The 18,173-nt window shown below is 61.8% G+C and carries 16 protein-coding genes; 9 read left to right on the top strand and 7 right to left on the bottom strand.

The window, feature by feature from the left end; all coding sequences use genetic code 11:
- Complete coding sequence (gene sseA / locus AC1DVW_RS26930; RefSeq protein WP_477327147.1) at nt 1–852, bottom strand: 3-mercaptopyruvate sulfurtransferase; 852 nt, start codon at nt 850–852, stop codon at nt 1–3.
- A 171-nt stretch (nt 853–1,023) separates the two neighbouring features.
- Between sseA and AC1DVW_RS26925 the strand changes: the two genes are divergently transcribed.
- From AC1DVW_RS26925 to AC1DVW_RS26915, 3 genes are read left to right on the top strand one after another with little or no spacing between them, the layout of a single operon-like run.
- A complete protein-coding gene (locus tag AC1DVW_RS26925; RefSeq protein ID WP_477327145.1) occupies nt 1,024–1,479 on the top strand; it encodes a hypothetical protein in 456 nt (151 codons plus the stop codon).
- A complete protein-coding gene (locus AC1DVW_RS26920) occupies nt 1,479–2,345 on the top strand; it encodes an alpha/beta hydrolase (protein WP_477327143.1) in 867 nt (288 codons plus the stop codon). Before AC1DVW_RS26925 ends, AC1DVW_RS26920 begins: the two co-directional genes overlap by 1 nt.
- A 22-nt stretch (nt 2,346–2,367) precedes the next feature.
- Nucleotides 2,368–3,168 (top strand): Stf0 family sulfotransferase, encoded by an 801-nt coding sequence (locus tag AC1DVW_RS26915; RefSeq protein WP_477327165.1) that lies wholly within the window; start codon nt 2,368–2,370, stop codon nt 3,166–3,168.
- A 9-nt stretch (nt 3,169–3,177) separates the two neighbouring features.
- On the opposite strand, the gene AC1DVW_RS26910 is transcribed toward AC1DVW_RS26915, so the two are convergent.
- Nucleotides 3,178–4,380, bottom strand: a complete 1,203-nt coding sequence (locus AC1DVW_RS26910; protein WP_477327141.1) for a cytochrome P450 — start codon at nt 4,378–4,380, stop codon at nt 3,178–3,180.
- 219 nt (nt 4,381–4,599) lie between these two features.
- Here AC1DVW_RS26910 and AC1DVW_RS26905 point away from each other — a divergent pair, with 219 nt between their 5' ends.
- Nucleotides 4,600–5,493 (top strand): Lpg1974 family pore-forming outer membrane protein, encoded by an 894-nt coding sequence (locus AC1DVW_RS26905; protein ID WP_477276005.1) that lies wholly within the window; start codon nt 4,600–4,602, stop codon nt 5,491–5,493.
- Nucleotides 5,432–6,367: an alpha/beta fold hydrolase gene (locus tag AC1DVW_RS26900; RefSeq protein ID WP_477246700.1), complete on the top strand. Its 936-nt coding sequence runs from the start codon at nt 5,432–5,434 to the stop codon at nt 6,365–6,367. The genes AC1DVW_RS26905 and AC1DVW_RS26900 overlap by 62 nt, the downstream gene beginning before the upstream one ends.
- Nucleotides 6,368–6,502: 135 nt before the next feature.
- On the opposite strand, the gene AC1DVW_RS26895 is transcribed toward AC1DVW_RS26900, so the two are convergent.
- Together AC1DVW_RS26895 and AC1DVW_RS26890 are read right to left on the bottom strand one after the other, a co-directional pair.
- Entirely contained in the window at nt 6,503–7,246 is a 744-nt protein-coding gene (locus tag AC1DVW_RS26895; RefSeq protein WP_477327139.1) for an alanyl-tRNA editing protein, read from the bottom strand.
- Entirely contained in the window at nt 7,246–8,280 is a 1,035-nt protein-coding gene (locus AC1DVW_RS26890; protein WP_477327137.1) for a cysteine synthase A, read from the bottom strand. Before AC1DVW_RS26890 ends, AC1DVW_RS26895 begins: the two co-directional genes overlap by 1 nt.
- Nucleotides 8,281–8,494: 214 nt before the next feature.
- Between AC1DVW_RS26890 and AC1DVW_RS26885 the strand changes: the two genes are divergently transcribed.
- Nucleotides 8,495–9,316, top strand: coding sequence for an SDR family oxidoreductase (locus AC1DVW_RS26885; protein WP_477327135.1), 822 nt, complete (start codon nt 8,495–8,497; stop codon nt 9,314–9,316).
- Between the two features lie 98 nt (nt 9,317–9,414).
- Entirely contained in the window at nt 9,415–10,389 is a 975-nt protein-coding gene (locus AC1DVW_RS26880; RefSeq protein WP_477327133.1) for an alpha/beta hydrolase, read from the top strand.
- Between the two features lie 128 nt (nt 10,390–10,517).
- On the opposite strand, the gene AC1DVW_RS26875 is transcribed toward AC1DVW_RS26880, so the two are convergent.
- On the bottom strand, nt 10,518–11,942 hold the full coding sequence (locus AC1DVW_RS26875; RefSeq protein ID WP_477275997.1) for a DEAD/DEAH box helicase: 1,425 nt from the start codon (nt 11,940–11,942) through the stop codon (nt 10,518–10,520).
- Between the two features lie 392 nt (nt 11,943–12,334).
- Here AC1DVW_RS26875 and AC1DVW_RS26870 point away from each other — a divergent pair, with 392 nt between their 5' ends.
- Complete coding sequence (locus tag AC1DVW_RS26870) at nt 12,335–13,867, top strand: acyl-CoA carboxylase subunit beta (RefSeq protein ID WP_477275994.1); 1,533 nt, start codon at nt 12,335–12,337, stop codon at nt 13,865–13,867.
- A 30-nt stretch (nt 13,868–13,897) separates the two neighbouring features.
- Here AC1DVW_RS26870 and AC1DVW_RS26865 read toward each other — a convergent pair whose 3' ends face one another.
- Together AC1DVW_RS26865 and AC1DVW_RS26860 are read right to left on the bottom strand one after the other, a co-directional pair.
- A complete protein-coding gene (locus tag AC1DVW_RS26865; RefSeq protein WP_477327131.1) occupies nt 13,898–15,898 on the bottom strand; it encodes a hypothetical protein in 2,001 nt (666 codons plus the stop codon).
- Entirely contained in the window at nt 15,895–17,421 is a 1,527-nt protein-coding gene (locus AC1DVW_RS26860; protein ID WP_477327129.1) for an NAD(P)H-hydrate dehydratase, read from the bottom strand. Before AC1DVW_RS26860 ends, AC1DVW_RS26865 begins: the two co-directional genes overlap by 4 nt.
- A gap of 370 nt (nt 17,422–17,791) precedes the next feature.
- Here AC1DVW_RS26860 and AC1DVW_RS26855 point away from each other — a divergent pair, with 370 nt between their 5' ends.
- Nucleotides 17,792–18,130, top strand: coding sequence for a P-II family nitrogen regulator (locus AC1DVW_RS26855; protein WP_006205430.1), 339 nt, complete (start codon nt 17,792–17,794; stop codon nt 18,128–18,130).
- Nucleotides 18,131–18,173: the final 43 nt, after the last annotated feature.

Below are 18,173 nucleotides of genomic sequence, written 5' to 3'. Positions count from 1 at the left end.
TCATTCCTTGCCCGTCACCACGGGCGTATCGCCGAGCCCGCCCCATTCCGTCCATGAGCCGTCGTAGAGCCTGTTGTCCGTATGGCCAAGCGTTTCCAGCGCCAGAGTGATCACCGCGGCCGTGATACCTGACCCGCAAGAGGTGACGACAGGCTTCGACAGGTCGATGCCGGCGTCCTCAACCACCTTGCGCAACCGGTCCTTGGACAGAAACTCGCCATTTTCGGAAAGCGCCGACGCCGGCACGTTGCGCGCACCCGGCATATGACCGGAACGGATGCCGGCGCGAGGCTCGGGCTCCGCGCCAGTAAAGCGGCCCGCTCCGCGAGCGTCGGCGATCTGGCTTTCTTTCGTCTCGACGATACGGCGCATGTCGGCAAGGCTGGCGACACGTGCGGCATCGAAATCGGCATGAAACACGTTTGGCGCCATTTTCGTCGGCTCGGCCGTCACCGGCCGACCTTCTGCTTTCCAGCGGTCGAAACCGCCATCCAGAATATAGACCTGGAAGACGCCCATCACCCTGAACATCCACCACCCTCGCGGCGCGGAGAAAAAACCCGGACCGTCATAGATGACGATGGTGTCGTCGGCCGATATGCCCATCGCGCCGACATATTGCGCGAAATGCTGCGGCGACGGCAGCGTGTGCGGCAGCGGCGAATCCGGGTCCGAGATCGCGTCCTGATCGAGGAACCGTGCACCAGGAATGTGCGCCGCCTCATATTCGGCGCGCGCGTCGCGCTTCTGCGCCGGCAAATACCAGGATGCATCGACGATCGTCAGGCCCGGCTCGCCGAGACGCTTCTGCAACCAATCCGCGTCGACGGTGAAGGGACTGTCTTCGGCCATTCTTTTTCTCCTGCTCCGCCCTCGGCAAAACTTGTTTGGCTTGACAATCTGGATGCGTTCCGAGCGCGCGACATTCGGTTTGGATACGCGACACAGTCAGTCGCCGCAGTCCGTTGATACCGATTGTTTTCGTGTTTCGTGGCGAGTACGGATTGATCGTTATGATCTGGGGTGGGCGGGGTCAACAATCTAGGCATGAGCAATCTTCTGTTTTCCCGTATTCCCAGCAATCCGCTTTCGCTCGGACTTGTCTGCAACTTCGTTGCGCACTATCCGCCTTTCGACGGCTACGAGTTCGGCCTGATGGTGAAGACGCTTCGTTACCAGCTGGATCAGCAGACGCACATGATCGGCTCGATCGACGATGCCATCGTCGCTTATGTCGGTTGGATCCAGACCAGCCGCGAGATAGCCGAGGCCTGGGCGATAAATGGCGGGCCGCTTAATCCCTTCCCCGATGGCGATGCTACAGCGGTGACGGTGCTGGCGACGCGATCCTCGTCCCATATCCTGCCGCTGATCAAAAAAGCCAAACTCATCAACCTCGACAAATCAGTATTCTGGAAACGCGACTTCATCGACAACCGCGGCTCGGTCAAGCGAGCTGTCCGCAAGCGCGACGTCTGATGCAATCGGTCGAATCCGCCGAGGCGCTGACGCAAGAGATACTCATCCGGCTGGATGACCGCTATGCCGCAATGTTCGTGCGCATCTGGCGGCCTGCCGGCACACCGCGTGCGACAGTCTTCTGCCTGCACGGCTTCACCGGCAACGGGGCCGACTTTGACTACCTTGCCGCTTTCCTGTGCCGTAACGGCTTCATGGTGATCTGCCCGGACCTGTTGGGACGCGGGCGCAGCGCCTATCTGGGTTCAGGATACGACATCAACGTCTACTCCAAATGCCTGCGTGCACTCGGTGAGTTCGCTGGTACGGAGAACCACTTCATCGGTACTTCGTGGGGCGGCACGATCTTACTTCTGTTTCTGCACATGACGCGCTCCAAGGCCGCGAAGATCGTTCTCAACGACGTGCCAATGCTCGGCGGACCGAAGGTCGACGCGATGAGAGACGAAGTCATGAAGGAAAGTACGCTTGCGTTCGAGACCCGCGCGGCGGCGAAGGATTATCTGAGCGCCACCAGGGCCGTCATGGGTCCGGTCGAGCAAGCGGTATTTAACCGCTATGTCGAGAACAGGATCGCGGCCAGTCAGGATGGTTTCCGGTTGGCCTACGATCCGGCCACGACTGGAAATTTCGGAGCCATGACCGGACGCGAATATGATCTTTTTCCGATCGCGGCAAAGACCGACGCCCACATTCTGCTGATGTACGGCCGTGACAGCCATTTCATCGACAGGCAGGCCATTGACCGCGTGCGGGTGATACGGCCAGATCTGGGAGTTGTCGACAATATCGATGCGGGCAATCCGCCGTCGCTGATGACACTGGACCAGGCTCTGCTCATCCTGGGTTTCCTGTCTGCCGTCTGAAACTGGATCTGTCGTGGCGGGGATGATTCCGGAAATGCAATTCGACGATTTATACAGCAAGTTCATCGCCGAGACCTACGACCGCCAAAGCTTGGTCGAAAATCCCGCCAAGATCCTGGTTTGCACGACTCCGCGAACCGCCGGGCATTCCTATTGTCGGGTACTGCAGCAGTTCGGTCTGGGAATACCCACCGAGTATTTTCAGTGGCAGTATGCCTTGCCGCTGATGAGACGGTGGTCGCTCGACGGTACAATGGACCTTGAAAAACTCAATCAACGGGCGCCGGCCTACGGCCGCCATCTCCTGGAGAAAAGGGCTGAGAACGGCGTTTTCAGCGCCAAGATCTTCTATGAGAACCTGCCATTCGCACGCAGTTCAATCGGCGATGACGACCACAGCTCGTTCTACGTTTTCCTCTCAAGAAGAGACAAAATAGATCAGACCATCAGCCTGCTCTCGGTGCTCCACACGGGCCAGCCGTTCGACAGTCAGGAGAAGCTGCCTGGGATTTCCATGGTGACAATTTTGAGCGAGAAAGTTGTTCGAGACACCGCGCAGTATATTTTCGATAGCGAAATCAGGTGGAAAAATTACCTGAATACTGTTGATCGCCGCAGGGTGGCTCATGTCTTCTACGAGGACTTTATCGCGGACCAGCAGGAAAACGCATCCGCCACAATGAGCACATGGTTCCCGGGCTTCGCGCTGAAGTCAAAAGCCATATCGACAAGCAAGCGCTATGCGCATGATGTCGAGTTCAAGACCATGATCGGAAGGCAATTCGGGGGTTGTATCCGGCGGTTCTGGCAGGAACATGCCTGACCTTGCGCGTCATCGACGCGAAACACTGACCGAACTCCCCTCCGCCGGGCGCAGTGCCAGCGCATAATCGAACCGGATCACATCATCGGCACGGCTGAACGCGAACTGGCGGATTACCGCGAGGACAGCCTCTTTGACTTCCAGCCGGCCAAGACGCGCGCCACCACACATGCGCGGCCCGGTTAGAAACGGAATAAAAGCCCGTCGGTCGAAGCTGTTCTCGATGAATTCCTTCCTACTGGCGTCGAAGGTGCGTGGGTTTTCCCAGAAGGCTGGATGCTGGTGCACGCCTATGATCGACACCATGATGAGCTGCCCGGCGCGTAAGTCGCGGCCGTCGAGCGCCGTGTCGGCGCCGACTTCGCGGGTCAGAAACGGTATCGGAGGGAAATAGCGCATCGTCTCGTTGATGAAGCAGTCGGTATAGGGCGTCTCGGCCGCGTTCGCGGCAACCTCGGCATGGATGCGCTCCTGCACCTGCTGGTTGGCCCCCAGCCGATCGATTACCCAAAGTACGGTCGTTACAGTCGTCTCGACGCCGGCGAAGAAATTCATGACGAACTCCTCCACTGGCGAAAAGCCTTCAAGGTCGCGGGCCTCGCTTCTAAAGCGGTCCATCTCGGCCGCCGCCCGGGAATCCGCCATCAGCAGCGATGCGAAATCGGCAATCACCGCGCGGGCATCCTGGATAGCATTCGCGCGCTCGGCGGTCGTCGGGGTCACCCAGGAATAATATTGGAGACGCCTCAACACATCGCGCACCCTGTCGAGCAGCAAGAGTGTAGCCGCCATGTCGGGAACAAGACCGAAAGCCCGGTAAAATATCGTCATCGACGCAGCGAACAGGGCTTGCTGAATCGCAGGTAGCGTAGCGTCGGTGCCGGAAAGACTGGCAGCAAAGATTTCCGCCACGGGATGTTGCTGCGCCGGCCTGGCGGCCGCCAGGTAAACATCTTGGGTGATGGCGCGCCGGACAGACCAGTCCTCGTCGTTGGTGTTGAAGCGGCTAAACCCGAGGGCCGAGATCAGGGAGAAGTTCTTTCGGAAGAGCTCCGGCGCCTTGACGATGCCGTCGACGGCCTCCGGATTGTCGAAGACAGTCAGATTGCCGAGATCTCGGACCTTGCCATTCGGCCCCACCTCCCCGCTCTGGGCGAAAAGCGCATAGACAAGATTGTTGAGCACGCTTTCGATTTGCGCTGGATTGTCCACCAAACCCCCTGTCAGCCGAGGCTCGGTCAGCCCTGGCGCGACGCTTACCACATCTGTCCACCGGCGCTACCGAGGCACCGTTGCAAGGCCGCAACACCACGCCGCAAAGTTGCTGGCCGGACTTGCTGCAATGTCCCGTTAGGTTATGTCTGCAATGTTGGATCTGGGGCAGGATTCTAGGCGGGGGTAAGTATGCGAGCTCGGGCACCTGGTAAATTGTTGGCGACTGTCGCGGCATCCGCTGCTTCGGTGACTTCCGCAGGCGTGGTTGCCGCGCACGCGGAGGATGCGAAGGTCACAGACCCGTCGGTGATCGATTCACGCGTCAAGATCGCCTTCGAGGGAGCGTTTTATCAAAACAACGTCCACCAGGACGACAAGACCGGCGGCACCGACAAGCTTGGAAACAGCAATGGTGACTTCTCAGGTTCGATCGCGCTGACCAAGCAGATTTCTTCGGACATGGACTGGCGCCTTGCAGGCGCGTTTCACCTGGGCAAGAACCGTTCCTGGGACGTGGGTGGCCAGATAACGGGTAACGATCCTGGGTTTTTGACGGTAGGCTACGGCGACGACTACAGCTTCCAGGCGTTCGATTTCGATGTCGGCAAGCACGTCAAGGTTCAGTCTGCCGATATCCGCTTCTTTGGCGGTCTGCGACTGGTGCATTCGGATGAAAGAGGTGTTCTTTCCGAAAGCTTCGCCCCGGACGATCCGGCCGACAAGGGCGGTACCTTCGACAAGATTGGATCGTCGGAATATTGGGGCATTGGCCCGCGTGTAGGCGCCGAGGCATACTACCCGCTGGGCGAAAGCTGGGGGCTGACAGGCGCGGTTTCCGGCTCCGTCATGTGGGGCCGCCGCGAAAACGGCGCTGGATTCAGATACGACTTCACAACAGGTGAACATGGCTCTGTCACGTTGGGGAGCGAGTCCGCCAACCAGACGGTCACCAATGTCGACGCCTCTGCCGGCTTGAGCTGGACGCCCCTCCAGGGCGCCACCTTTACGGCCGGGTACAAGATCGAGCAGTGGCATAATCTGCTTATCAATGCGGACAGCAGCACCCAGACCTTCCACGGGCCGTTCCTTCGCCTCGAAGTCAAGATGTGACGGCGGCGGCCGGCATCCGGTGAGCTTGGGGGCGGAGTTCGAAGCCAGGATCGCGATCAACGGCGGGGTCAAATTGCACTATACGGCGGCGGGCTCTGGCCCGCCGATCGTTTTTCTGCACGGCTTCCCGGATCACGGAATGGGCTGGCGTCGGCAGATGCAAGCGCTTTGCGGCCGCTATCGCGTGATCGCGCCGGACCTGCGGGGTTTCGGACAAAGCGATGCGCCGCAGGGCCACGGCAACTATGTGCTGACACACCTGGTCAACGACGTGCTCGCCGTTCTTGCAGCGGAAAAGCTGACCCAGGCCGCGATTGTCGGCCATGACTGGGGCGGCATCATCGCGTGGTGGCTGGCCATACGCGTGCCGCAGGTCGTGCGCCATCTCATCCTGCTGTCGACGCCGCACCCGCGCAACCATCTGCGTGCCATTGCCGATCCGGCCAATGCCGAGATCACGGGGTACATACGCCGTTTCCAGGTCCCCGGCGCGGCCCAGATGCTGAACATAGACGAACTCGCCACATGGGTTAACGATCCGCAGGACAGGCAGGCCTTGATAGACGCGCTCAGGCGATCCGATCCGGAAGCAATGCTGGGCTACTACAGGGCAAACATACCGCTTGGCAGAGTGCCCGATATCGGGCAACTGCCTCTCGTAAAGGCGCCAACCCTGGTCCTGTTCGGCACCGACGATCCCTATGTTCCAGCCAGCGCCTTTGACGGCACGTTCCGCGAGGTCGACAACGTGAGCTCACTGATAGCGTTGCCCGGCGCCGGTCATTTCATCCACCATCAGGCAGCCAAGTTCGTCACAGAGCAGATCGAAGCGTGGGTGGCGCGACCGCCTTCCAGTTTCCGCCATCTTGCCTGATCGAGCATGATCCCGAAAAGCGGAATCCGGTTTTCGGGAAAGATCATGCTCAAACAAGAAGATAGAGCCCCATCCCGATTCCATTGGGGTGGAACTATAGACGAGGTGTTTGCGAAAGGCCCGCTGTAGCCTGCCTTAACCCGCCGGCATCGGTCCAAAGCGTATGCGGAAGCGCCGGTTCTCGCGGCCCTTCTTTTCGATCTTGCCGATATGGATCTCGCCGACTTCGCCAGTGCTTGTCACATGCGTGCCGCCGCAAGGCTGGCTGTCGATCGAAGCATTCTCGCCAATACAGACCAGGCGGATCTTGCCGGTACCGACAGGCGGGCGGACATTCTTGGATTTCACCAGCCCGGGATTGGCTGCCAGTTCTTCGTCGGTGATCAGCCCGACAAAGATCGGATGATCGGCCCGCACCAGTTCCATCAGGCCTGCGGTCACATCCTCTTTGGTGAAACCGGCATCCGGAGCGTCGAAGTCGACACGGCTGTCATCCTCGGAAACCGAAGCGCCGGTGATCGGGAACGGGCAGACGACGGTGAGCAAATGGCAGGCGGCATGCATGCGCATCAAGAGGTGCCGCCGCTCCCAGTCGATGACGAGTTTCAGCCGCTCGCCAACGGCAGGAACCGTCTGCTCCGGCGCCGGCACATGGATGATTTCGTCCTTGGTCTCGCCGGTGATGGTGGCGGCGATGGCGATGCGGCTGCCGTCGGCGCGCTCCAGCGTACCGGTGTCACCCGGCTGGCCACCCGACGTGGCGTAGAAGATTGTACGGTCCAAAATAATGCCGCCGCGGTCGTTGACGGCGACGACCATTGCCTCAGCCGTCCTGAGATAGGCGTCGTCGCGAAACAGCGCTTCGGTCTTGTGCGCCATCACACGTCCTTCTCGAACGGCACCGAAATCGTGCTGCGCTCGTCCATCCAGCCCGGCACCGGCAGGTTCTTCTCGCGCAGGAACTCTGGATTGAACAGTTTTGACTGATAGCGCGTGCCGTAGTCGCAAAGGATGGTCACGATGGTGTGGCCGGGACCCAATTCACGGGCCAGCCTGATCGCGCCGGCAATGTTGATGCCGGTCGAGCCGCCGACGCACAGGCCCTCCTCCTGGATCAGGTCGAACACGATCGGCAGCGCCTCCTCATCCGGAACCTGGAAGGAGAAATCGGGCGTAAAGCCCTCGAGGTTGGCGGTGATCCGCCCCTGCCCGATGCCTTCGGTAATCGAGCTGCCCTCGGATTTCAGATCGCCGCTGGTGTAAAAACTGTAGAGCGCCGCGCCCAGCGGATCGGCGAGCGCAATCTTGACGTTCTTGCTTTTGGCCTTGAGCCCGGAAGCGACGCCGGCCAGCGTACCGCCGGAGCCGACTGCCGAGACGAAACCATCGACCTTGCCGCCAGTCTGGTTCCAGATCTCCTGCGCCGTGGTGCGGATATGGCCATCGCGATTGGCGACATTGTCGAACTGGTTGGCCCAGATCGCACCCTTCGGCTCCGACCGCGCCATCTGCTCGGCCAGGCGGCCCGACAGTTTCACGTAGTTGTTCGGGTTCTTGTAGGGCACGGCGGGCACTTCGATCAGCTCGGCGCCGAGCAGTTTGATCGTGTCCTTCTTCTCCTGGCTCTGCGTATCGGGAATGACGATGACGGTGCGGTATCCCAGCGCCTTGGCGACCAGCGTCAAGCCGATGCCGGTATTCCCGGCGGTTCCCTCGACGATGACGCCACCCGGCTTCAGCAGCCCGCGCTGTTCAGCATCGCGGATGATGAACAGGCCGGCACGGTCCTTGACCGACTGGCCCGGGTTCATGAACTCGGCCTTGCCCAGTATCTCGCAGCCGGTCTCTTCCGAGGCCTTGTTGAGGCGGATCAGGGGCGTGTTGCCGATCGCGTCGATCACAGAACGGGGCATCAAGGATTCCTTATGTAGCGTGCGGCGGAACCCTAGAAACCCGAAGCTTCGGTTTCAAGGCAAGAATCGACTGGCACAGTCGCATTTCGGGCACTGCAATTTTCTGAAACGGCGGCTGCGCCCCGGCATTCATTTCAACCATGTGCAGAAAAGCGCTCTTTTCATTCAATTCCTTCGCCGCTAGAGCACTAGCAACAGTTTCGCAGGGCGCAGCATGACACTCTATCGGGCCAACCCGAAACACGGCGTCGCCTGGATCACCGGCGGCAGCAGCGGCATCGGCCGTTCCCTGGCCAAGGATCTCGCGGCGCAAGGGTACGCCGTCGCGGTGACGGCGCTTGATGACGACCCGATCGACACACTTGTTGTCGAGACGGCGCAGATGCCGGGTCGCGTCACGGCCTACCCCTGCGACGTCACCGACGAGAAGCGCATGGCCAGGACGGTCGCGGCGATCGAGAAAGATCTCGGCCCAATCGTGCTAGCCGTGTTCAACGCCGGAAATTATGTCGCGACCCCCGGCGAAGACCTCGCCATCCGCGATTTCCACCGGTCTTTCGACGTCAATTATTTCGGCATCATCAACGGCCTGGTGCCGGTCATCGAACGCATGCGCGTCCGCGCCCGCGGCCATGTCGTCTTGGTCGGTTCCGTCACCGCCTATTTCGGCTGGCCGACCACGGCCGCCTATGGCGGCACCAAGGCAGCGATCAACATCCTGGCCGAATCGCTGAAATACGATTTCGACAAGATGAATGTCCGCATCCAGGTGATGAATCCGGGCTTCATCGACACGCCGCTGACGGAAAAGAACATGCTGCCGATGCCCGGCCTGATGCCGGTGAACCGTGCTTCGCGGCGTATGGCCAAAGGCATCAGATCCGGCGGCTTCGAAGTCACGTTTCCGCGCCGGCTGAGCTGGGGCCTGAAGTTGCTCAGCATCCTGCCGAGGCCGTTCTGCCGATGGTTCATCAGCACCGCGACCCACTGGCAGGCGCGACCGCTCAATTACGACCGCAAGCCGCCGAGCGAATAGAGCCGTTCGTAAAATTTGGCGATCCCATCATCGGCGGGATGCCAATTGTCTGTTTGCAATCACAGCCATAGGTTGGCAAGTCTTGCGTGGAGTCTGCGATGGGGCGACGGATCGTGCTTGCGGTACTGGGCCTGCTGGTCGTCCTCGCTTTGGCCTTCGTGCTTGGCCCGCGCGTCCCTGTCGACACAACGATCCGCTTCGATCCCAAGGGGATCGGCGACGATCCGCAGGCGTATCTGGCGCGCGAAGAGGCCGCCGTGCCGGGAATTCGCGACGGGCTCGAGAAAGAGATCATCTGGGCCAATCCGATGGTTCACGCCAAAACGCCGCTGGCGATCGTCTATATCCACGGCTTTTCGGCGTCGAAGGGCGAGGTTCGTCCGCTGCCCGATGACGTCGCCGACCAACTCGACGCCAATCTTTTCTACACCCGCCTCACCGGTCACGGACAGGACGGTGCCGCGATGACGCAAGGCAGTGTCAACGCCTGGATCAACGACTATGAGGAGGCACTCGCCATCGGCCGGGCGATCGGCGACAAGGTGATCGTCATCTGCACCTCGACCGGCGGCTCGCTGGCGGTGTGGGCTGCAACGCAGCCAGGCGCGTCTGATGGCGTTGCCGCGATCGCGTTCATTTCGCCGAACTTCGGCGTCAAGGCGTCGGGCGCCGAGCTTCTGACTATGCCGTGGGGGAAACAGATCGCCAGGCTGGTCGCCGGCAAGGAGCACGCCTTCGTGCCGCGCAACGCGCTGCACGAAAGATTCTGGACCTACCGCTACCCGATCGAAGCGACCTTGCCGATGCAGGCGCTGACCGAACTTGCCTATAGAGCGCCGGTGGAGAAGGCGACCATCCCGGCTTTGTTCATTTTTTCGGATTCCGACAAGGTGGTGCGCGAAGACCGTACCCGAGAAATCGCCGGGCGCTGGGGCGGCGCGCACGAACTGGTGCCGGTCGACGACAACGGCGACCCCGACGACCACGTCATTGCCGGCGACGCGCTGTCGCCATCGACCACGGCGTTCCTGGCGCAGCGGATCGTCGTTTGGGTCGAGGCGATCACGCAATAGCTTGTCCGCCACGTCGAAACGATGCGCGTCCCGCGAAACGAAAGGGCGACCGAAGCATCGCTCCGGTCGCCCTTTTTCTTTTCAGCGAAGCCAAGCCCTTAGGCTCGGCCGGTCGCAACTAGCTCTGCTTACGCAGCCCGCGCCGCGGGCCGCTTGCCGCCGAAGCGGCGCTTGTTGTTGCCCTTGAAGGGCTTGGCGCCTTCCGGCTTGCGCTCACCGGCAAAGGCCGGCTTGTCGCCGAAGCGCGGCTTGCCGTTGCTGTGGCCACCGGGTCGCCTGCCGTCGCGACGGCCGTTACGGTCGTTGCGATCATTGGCCGGCTCGAAGCGCTCGTTCTTTTCAGCCGGATTGCGCTGCGGATCGGGGTTGCCGAGATGGTCGGCAACGATCGGCAGCTTGGTGCGGATGATGCGCTCGACCTGGCGCAGCTTGCTGTTTTCCGACGGATCGCAAAGCGTGATCGCAATGCCGTCCATGCCGTTACGGCCGGTGCGGCCGATGCGGTGGACATAGCTTTCCGCCTCATCCGGCAGGTCGAAATTCACCACATGGCTGATGCCGGGCACGTCGATGCCGCGCGCCGCGATATCGGTTGCCACCAGAATGCGCACCGAACCCTCGCGGAAATCGTTGAGCGCCTTCTGGCGGGCGTTCTGCGACTTGTTGCCATGGATGACGGCGGCCTTGAAGCCGTCGCGCTCGAGGTCCTTGGTCACCCGGTCGGCACCATGCTTGGTGCGCGAAAAGATGATGACGGATTTCATTGCCTCGTCGGCGAGCATTGTCGACAGCACCTGGCGCTTCTGCTTGGTGCGGGCAAAGACAACGCCCTGAACGATCTCGGCCGCTGCAGTGCTGTGCGGGGCGACTTCGACGCGGATCGGGTTCTTCAACAGGCCTTTCGCCAGTTCGGCGATTTCGGCCGGCATCGTCGCCGAGAACAGCACCGTCTGACGGTCCGGCGCGGTCGCCTTGGCGATGCGCTTGACGTCATTGATGAAGCCCATGTCGAGCATGCGGTCGCCCTCGTCCAGCACCAGCCATTTGGTGTCGGAGAGAATGAGATCGCCTTCGCGCACCAGGTCGGTCAGGCGGCCGGGTGTGGCGATCAGGATGTCGACGCCGGGCGCAACCTTCTTCACCTGGCTGAAGCGCGAGACGCCGCCAAGCACGAGTGCGGTCGAGACATGCGCGCCCTTGGCGAGCAGCTTGATCATGTCTTCGATCTGTACGGCGAGTTCGCGGGTCGGCGCCAGGATCAGCGCACGCGCCGTCTTCGGCCGGCGCTTGGTGCCGAGCGCAATGATCTTCGACAGGATCGGCAGCGCGAACGCCGCGGTCTTGCCGGAGCCGGTCTGGGCGATACCGAAAATGTCGCGGCCTTCGAGCTGCGGCGGGATCGCCTGGGTCTGGATCGGCTTCGGTTCGGTGAAGCCGGCGGCGTGGGTGGCCTTGAGCAGCGCGCCCGTGATTCCAAGTGCTGCGAAACCGGTGAGTTCCGAAGTGTTGCCGGTCAAAGCGGTGTTACCGGCCAAAGTGTTTTCGTTGGTCAAAATAGTCTTCTTTCACGCGGCTCCTGGCCGCAAACATCAATGGCGGCAGGGCGCAACCTGCCGTCGAAAAAATTGATATGAAACGACAAGGCGGGCGGACGCTAACGTCCACTCGGCTGCGCTGTCGTGCCCGCAGGCATCATGCCACGGGGCTTTTCCGCCACCTTGCCGAACAACCGGAAAGAGGGAAAACAGACGCAACCAGTCTCATTTGTCGAGAAGGCCGGAATCTCCCGGCCCAAGCGCCTATGGGCTGCATATGGCTGAGTTCGCCCCGGAATGCAAGGGGCGTCATGCTGCAGCGCAGCAAATCGACCGCGAAAGCGGCGCTTGCGCTCGCTTGCGGGCATCATTACCACAAAACACAAGCTTTCCGTTTGGGGGGACCGACCATGAAGGACGTGCTGAAGGAACTCGAGCGCCGCCGCGAGATCGCCCGGATGGGCGGCGGCCAGGCTCGCATCGACGCCCAGCACAGCAAGGGCAAGCTCACCGCCCGTGAACGCATCGAAGTGTTTCTCGACGAGGGCTCGTTCGAGGAGTTCGATATGTATGTCGAACATCGCTCGACCGATTTCGGCATGGAGAAGACCAAGATCGCCGGCGATGGCGTCGTCACCGGCTGGGGCACGGTCAACGGCCGCCCGGTCTACCTCTTCGCCAAGGACTTTACCGTGTTCGGCGGCTCGCTCTCCGAGGCCCACGCCGAAAAGGTCATCAAGGTGCAGGAGATGGCGCTGCGCAACCGCGCGCCGATCATCGGCCTTTACGACGCCGGCGGCGCCCGCATCCAGGAAGGCGTGGCGGCGCTTGGCGGCTACGCCGAGATTTTTCAGCGCAATGTTCTGGCGTCCGGCGTCATCCCGCAGATCTCGCTCATAATGGGCCCTTGCGCCGGCGGTGACGTCTATTCACCTGCCATGACCGACTTCATCTTCATGGTCCGCGACACCTCCTACATGTTCGTCACCGGGCCGGATGTGGTGAAGACCGTCACCAACGAGACGGTGACCGCCGAGAGCCTCGGCGGCGCTTCCGTGCACACGACCAAATCCTCGATCGCCGACGGCGCCTATGACAACGATGTCGAGGCGCTGCTGCAGATGCGCCGGCTGGTCGACCTGCTGCCAGCCTCCAACACGTCTGAACTGCCCGAGATCGAGTGCTACCAGTCGGTCACCGATCACGACCTGTCGCTCGACCGGCTGATCCCCGACAACGCCAACAAACCCTACGACATCAAGGAGCTGATCCTGAAGGTCGCCGACGAAGGCGACTTCTTCGAGATCCAGCAAAACTTTGCCAAAAACATCGTCACCGGTTTTGGCCGCATCGAGGGCCGCACCGTCGGCTTCGTCGCCAACCAGCCAATGGTGCTGGCCGGCGTGCTCGATTCCGACGCTAGCCGCAAGGCCGCACGCTTCGTACGCTTCTGCGACTGTTTTTCGATTCCCCTCGTCACTTTCGTCGACGTCCCCGGCTTCCTGCCCGGCACCGCGCAGGAATATGGCGGCCTGATCAAGCACGGCGCCAAGCTCTTGTTTGCCTATGCCGAGGCGACCGTGCCGAAGATCACGGTCATCACCAGAAAGGCCTATGGCGGCGCCTATGACGTGATGGCCTCAAAGCACCTGCGCGGCGACATGAACTACGCCTGGCCGACAGCACAGATCGCAGTGATGGGCGCCAGGGGCGCGGTCGAGATCATCTACCGCAAGGACATTGGCGACGCCGAAAAGATCGCAGCCCATACAAAGGCTTACGAGGATCGCTTCCTGTCGCCCTTCGTCGCCGCCGAGCGCGGCTATGTCGACGAGGTGATCATGCCGCACTCGACCCGCCGCCGCATCGCGCGGGCGCTGCGCATGCTGCGCAACAAGGACATGCAGAACCCCTGGAAGAAGCACGACAACATCCCATTGTGAGGCGGTCAATCAGCGGTAGCTATCGAACACTCATTCCTCTTCCGCCGCCCCGAACCCTGCCCCCATGGTCGGGCGGACACTGCCCCACGGTGTCGCGTGGTTGTCGATGCGCATCTGAAAAATGAAATAGGTTGGCGAACAGAAGCCGATGCCTTTCACTTTTGAAATGCCGGGCGTGTCGGGCGGCAGCGACTGGCACATATAATCCTCGCGGCAGAAATGCTCGGCATCGCAGGCCGGCCGGTTGCCGCGATTGACCGCACCGCCGAGGCACTGGTCGAAATTGTTGGTCGCCACGCAAGTGTCGAACTTCTTGCCGCCGACCAGCCCGCAAATCTCGTTCGGCATCGGCTTGCCGGCCTTGAAGGCGGCGAAGCTGCGGTCCTTGTCGTCGCAGCCGCGATAGGCGATGCCGGCCGGCACGCCGATCTTCGGCGGTCGGCAGGTATAGGCGGTGCGCGAAACGTCCGGTGCGAAGGCCGCGAATTGACCGGTGATTTTGTAGCGGTCGTTGAAAGGCTGCGTCTCATTGCTGGCGATCGAGCCGGTCAGGCAAGGATGGCCGGAAAACATCTGCTTGCTGTCCTTGGGCAGCAGGCATTGCGCCAGCTTGGTCCGCACGCCTGACGCGGTGGCCAGCGGCGTGCAGACGGTGCCGCCGCCGCATTGCCAGGTTGCGCCAAAGCGCTTTGCGTCCTCCGGCATCAGGCACGGCATCGCCATACCGGCCGGCGCGTAATCGACCTCGCTGGCGTCCTTCCATGCAGCCGGTGGCGCAAACGACAGTGGGCGAAAACGGTTCGGCTCCTTGCCGTCGATCGTGGCACGCAGCCAGGCTTCGCGCCGCGGAATCTCAGCATGCAGATGCGGCGAGATGCCGACCTCGATGCGGTTGAGCGGCGAGGTCGTCTTGTCGTCGCGGCCGATGAAATGAAAGCCGGCGGTGGAGCCGGCCTGATGGCAACCTTGGCAGGCGCCATTGTCCAGCCGCTCGACCAATGCCTCCGGTGTGCGCACCAGCTTCAAGGTGGAATAGTCGAGCCCGGCGAAATCCGCGGGCTGATAGAGCGGCGTGAACGGGTGATTGGCCTGCCTGGCGCTGCCGAAGGTCGACCAAGAGATCACCTTCTTCGCCAAAAATTCGTCGGGGATTTCGTAGACGCCGAGATCGACCGCCGCGACATCGGCGCTGACATAGGCGGCGAGCTTTGCCTTCAGCGCCGCATCTTCCGAAAGCCGTGCCACATCGGGCGTGTTTTCCAGCGGCTTCTCGCTGACCGTCTCGCCGTCGATGCCGAAGATACGCAGGAGATAGGCCGCCTGCCCGCCGAACTCGGTCTCCTGTCCCGAGGGAAAGCGCACCACTTGCGCGTTAAGCTCAAGCTGCTTGAAGGTGAGTTCCTCCGGTTCCAGCGGACCACCGGCCAGCCAGCCGGCATCGACGTTTTCGTCGAGTTGCGGTGTCCAGCGTCCGGCAACGCCGACGCAGCCGCCATCGGCATCGGGTGCAACACTGTAGACGGCGTTGAAATTGAACGGCAGGCGTGAGGCCAGAACCTTGCCGCTTTTCTTGAAGCTGTAGGCAAGGCGGTAGATGAAACGCACCTCGCCGCAACTCTTGTCGCCCTTCAGCGCGGCGAAATCGCGCCGGTCGAGCCGGTTGACGACGCCGACCAAACGAAAGCGCGCGGCATCCGTCTTCAGCCAGCGCATGTCCATGATGCGGCCGACATTGCCGTCGGTGACCTCATAGAGCGTCCGCCCGCCGGCCTTCATCTCAGCCCGCAGCGCGGCAATATCGGCGCCCACCATTTCGGTGATCGCATGATAGGCCGGCGCCTTGTCGTAGAGCGTTTTCAGGTCGCCGGTGCCATCGACGCCGAAAATGCCGGCGAAGCCAAAACCCTTGGCGTCCAGTGCTGTGAGAACGGCGGGATCGTCGACGATGGTCACCGGGCCTTCGGCGCGAGCGGCATGCGCCATGAAGACGGCAGCGAAGAGCGCGACAAGCAGCGCGAGCCAGCGGTTCATTCGACAGCTCCACCGTGACCGCCGACAAGCTCGCGCAGCACCGGCAGCAGCGCCAGTGTCAGATCCTCGGCGATCAAGCCTGGCCCGAACCGACTGCCGGCCTCGGCATGGATCCACACCGCCGCGCAGGCCGCTTCGAACGCTGGCATGCCTTGCGCCAGGAGCCCGGCAATAATGCCCGCCAGCACGTCCCCCGATCCGGCGGTGGCGAGCCAGGGCGCGCCGTTGCTGTTGATCGCGGCTCGACCGTCAGGCGCCGCGATCACCGTGTCGGCGCCCTTGTAAATGACAGTGGCATTGGCGCGCGCCGCTGCCGAGCGGGCCTTGGCGAGCTTTGACAGGCTTTTGTTGTCAGTGATGTCAGGGAACAGTCGGTCGAACTCACCCTCATGCGGCGTCATGATCAGTGCTGGCGCATCCAGCCTGCTGGCTGCCTCGAACAGTGTAGAGCTCGCGTTGCGGAAGGACGTGATGCCGTCGGCATCGAGCACCAGCCCTTCGACACCGCCGTCCCGCCGTGTTCGGGCAAGCACGGCGAGGGCGAAATCGCGCGCTTTGTCGCCGACACCAAAGCCCGGGCCAAGCACGAAGCTAGACGACCGGCGATCGCCAAGAAAGTCGTGCACGTCCTCGATAGCATCGGCCTCGCGCAACATGATCGAGGTCAGATGCATGGCGTTGACCTGCATGGCATTGGCTGGCGACAGCACCGTCACCGCCCCTGCCCCGCTTCTGGCGGCGGCCATCGCCGACAATCGTGCAGCGCCCGTCGCGCTCGGTCCACCGGAAAAGACGCCGACATGGCCACGCTTGTATTTGTGGGCATCGATGGCCGGAACCGGGAATTCCTTCAACCACACCGCCGGCCTGTTCTCGAAAGTCTGCGACTTGAGCTGCGCGATGACCCCGTCGCCAATGCCGATGTCGGCGAGCACGATTTCGCCGCAGCGTTCGCGTCCCGGCAACAGCAGATGGCCCGGCTTTCTTCGCGCAAACGTCACCGTGACCTGAGCCCGGAATGCCCGGCCAAGAATGTCACCGCTTTCGCCGGAAACACCTGAAGGCAAATCGACGGCGACGACAGGCAGGCCCAGCTCTGTCGCAACTTCAACCGCCCTGGCGTCCTCGCCGGACAGCGGTTTGGACAACCCTGCTCCGTAAAGCGCGTCGACCACGATCGAGCCGACCTCGGCGGCAAATTCCGACAGGGGCCGAGGTTTGATCGGACATTCGGCCGCGGCAAGCGCGGCATCTGTTCCCGGCCTTGGCGCACCGGATGCCCAGATGGCCGTGTCGACGCCACTGGTTGCCAGGATGCGAGCAATGACATAGCCATCGCCGCCATTGTTGCCGGGGCCGCACAGCACGTGCACGCGGCTCGCCTGGGGATAGCGCGCCAGCACCACCGCAGCGACCGCTTCGCCGGCGCGCCGCATCAGGCCGATGCCATCGAGCGGCCCAGTGGCAATTGCCAACCGGTCGGCCTCGGCCATTTCGGCCGGAAACAGAAGTTCGTTGCTCATGGATTGCCGATCCGCATCTCGGTCAGTCTCCCCTCATCCCAGGCGAGCATTGTCCAGTTTTCGGTTCGAAGCAAACGGCGAGAACAACAGTACAGTTAGCCGCCAATCCTTTCAGGGCAGTCCGCAACTGCCCGCAAAATGCGCGGTCTGCCCAATTTTTGTGCGGACGCAAGGACCGGCAATGTGTAGGCTCTAAATACCCGTGCCGCATCCAAAGCAGTGGATGACGTGAATGTGCATCCCAGGGTGGTATGGCGTTGAAATCGCGTGACAGCGCCTCGTTTCAGCTGAAATTGGCACAGTTCGTGCTTGATGGAGGCGCAAGCGGGGCGCACAACCCGTCTTTCTGGCAGTGGAGGCCACTTTTTACATGAAAAAGATCGAAGCGATCATCAAGCCGTTCAAGCTCGACGAAGTGAAGGAAGCGCTTCAGGAGGCCGGACTGCAGGGCATCACCGTGACCGAGGCCAAGGGCTTCGGTCGCCAGAAGGGCCACACCGAACTCTATCGCGGCGCCGAATATGTCGTCGACTTTCTGCCCAAGGTGAAGATCGAAGTCGTGCTCGGCGACGACGCGGTCGAAGGCGCGATCGAGGCCATCCGCAAGGCGGCCCAGACCGGCCGCATCGGCGACGGCAAGATCTTCGTTTCCAACATCGAGGAAGTCGTTCGTATCCGTACTGGCGAAACGGGGATGGACGCCGTCTGAGGTTTCTGATTTCAGATATCTCGGTATCTGATTTCCGATAACT

Source organism: Mesorhizobium sp. P3_B5, from assembly GCF_056402815.1.
This window is presented reverse-complemented; position numbering and strand designations above follow the sequence as displayed.

Bases quoted from the DNA above. Each gene is read 5' to 3' on its own strand.
- sseA (WP_477327147.1), bottom strand. From the start codon at position 852: ATGGCCGAAGACAGTCCCTTCACCGTCGACGCGGATTGGTTGCAGAAG.
- AC1DVW_RS26920 (WP_477327143.1), top strand. From the start codon at position 1,479: ATGCAATCGGTCGAATCCGCCGAGGCGCTGACGCAAGAGATACTCATC.
- AC1DVW_RS26915 (WP_477327165.1), top strand. From the start codon at position 2,368: ATGATTCCGGAAATGCAATTCGACGATTTATACAGCAAGTTCATCGCC.
- AC1DVW_RS26900 (WP_477246700.1), top strand. From the start codon at position 5,432: ATGCGGACAGCAGCACCCAGACCTTCCACGGGCCGTTCCTTCGCCTCG.
- AC1DVW_RS26895 (WP_477327139.1), bottom strand. From the start codon at position 7,246: ATGGCGCACAAGACCGAAGCGCTGTTTCGCGACGACGCCTATCTCAGG.
- AC1DVW_RS26890 (WP_477327137.1), bottom strand. From the start codon at position 8,280: ATGCCCCGTTCTGTGATCGACGCGATCGGCAACACGCCCCTGATCCGC.
- AC1DVW_RS26885 (WP_477327135.1), top strand. From the start codon at position 8,495: ATGACACTCTATCGGGCCAACCCGAAACACGGCGTCGCCTGGATCACC.
- AC1DVW_RS26880 (WP_477327133.1), top strand. From the start codon at position 9,415: ATGGGGCGACGGATCGTGCTTGCGGTACTGGGCCTGCTGGTCGTCCTC.
- AC1DVW_RS26870 (WP_477275994.1), top strand. From the start codon at position 12,335: ATGAAGGACGTGCTGAAGGAACTCGAGCGCCGCCGCGAGATCGCCCGG.
- AC1DVW_RS26865 (WP_477327131.1), bottom strand. From the start codon at position 15,898: ATGAACCGCTGGCTCGCGCTGCTTGTCGCGCTCTTCGCTGCCGTCTTC.
- AC1DVW_RS26860 (WP_477327129.1), bottom strand. From the start codon at position 17,421: ATGAGCAACGAACTTCTGTTTCCGGCCGAAATGGCCGAGGCCGACCGG.
- AC1DVW_RS26855 (WP_006205430.1), top strand. From the start codon at position 17,792: ATGAAAAAGATCGAAGCGATCATCAAGCCGTTCAAGCTCGACGAAGTG.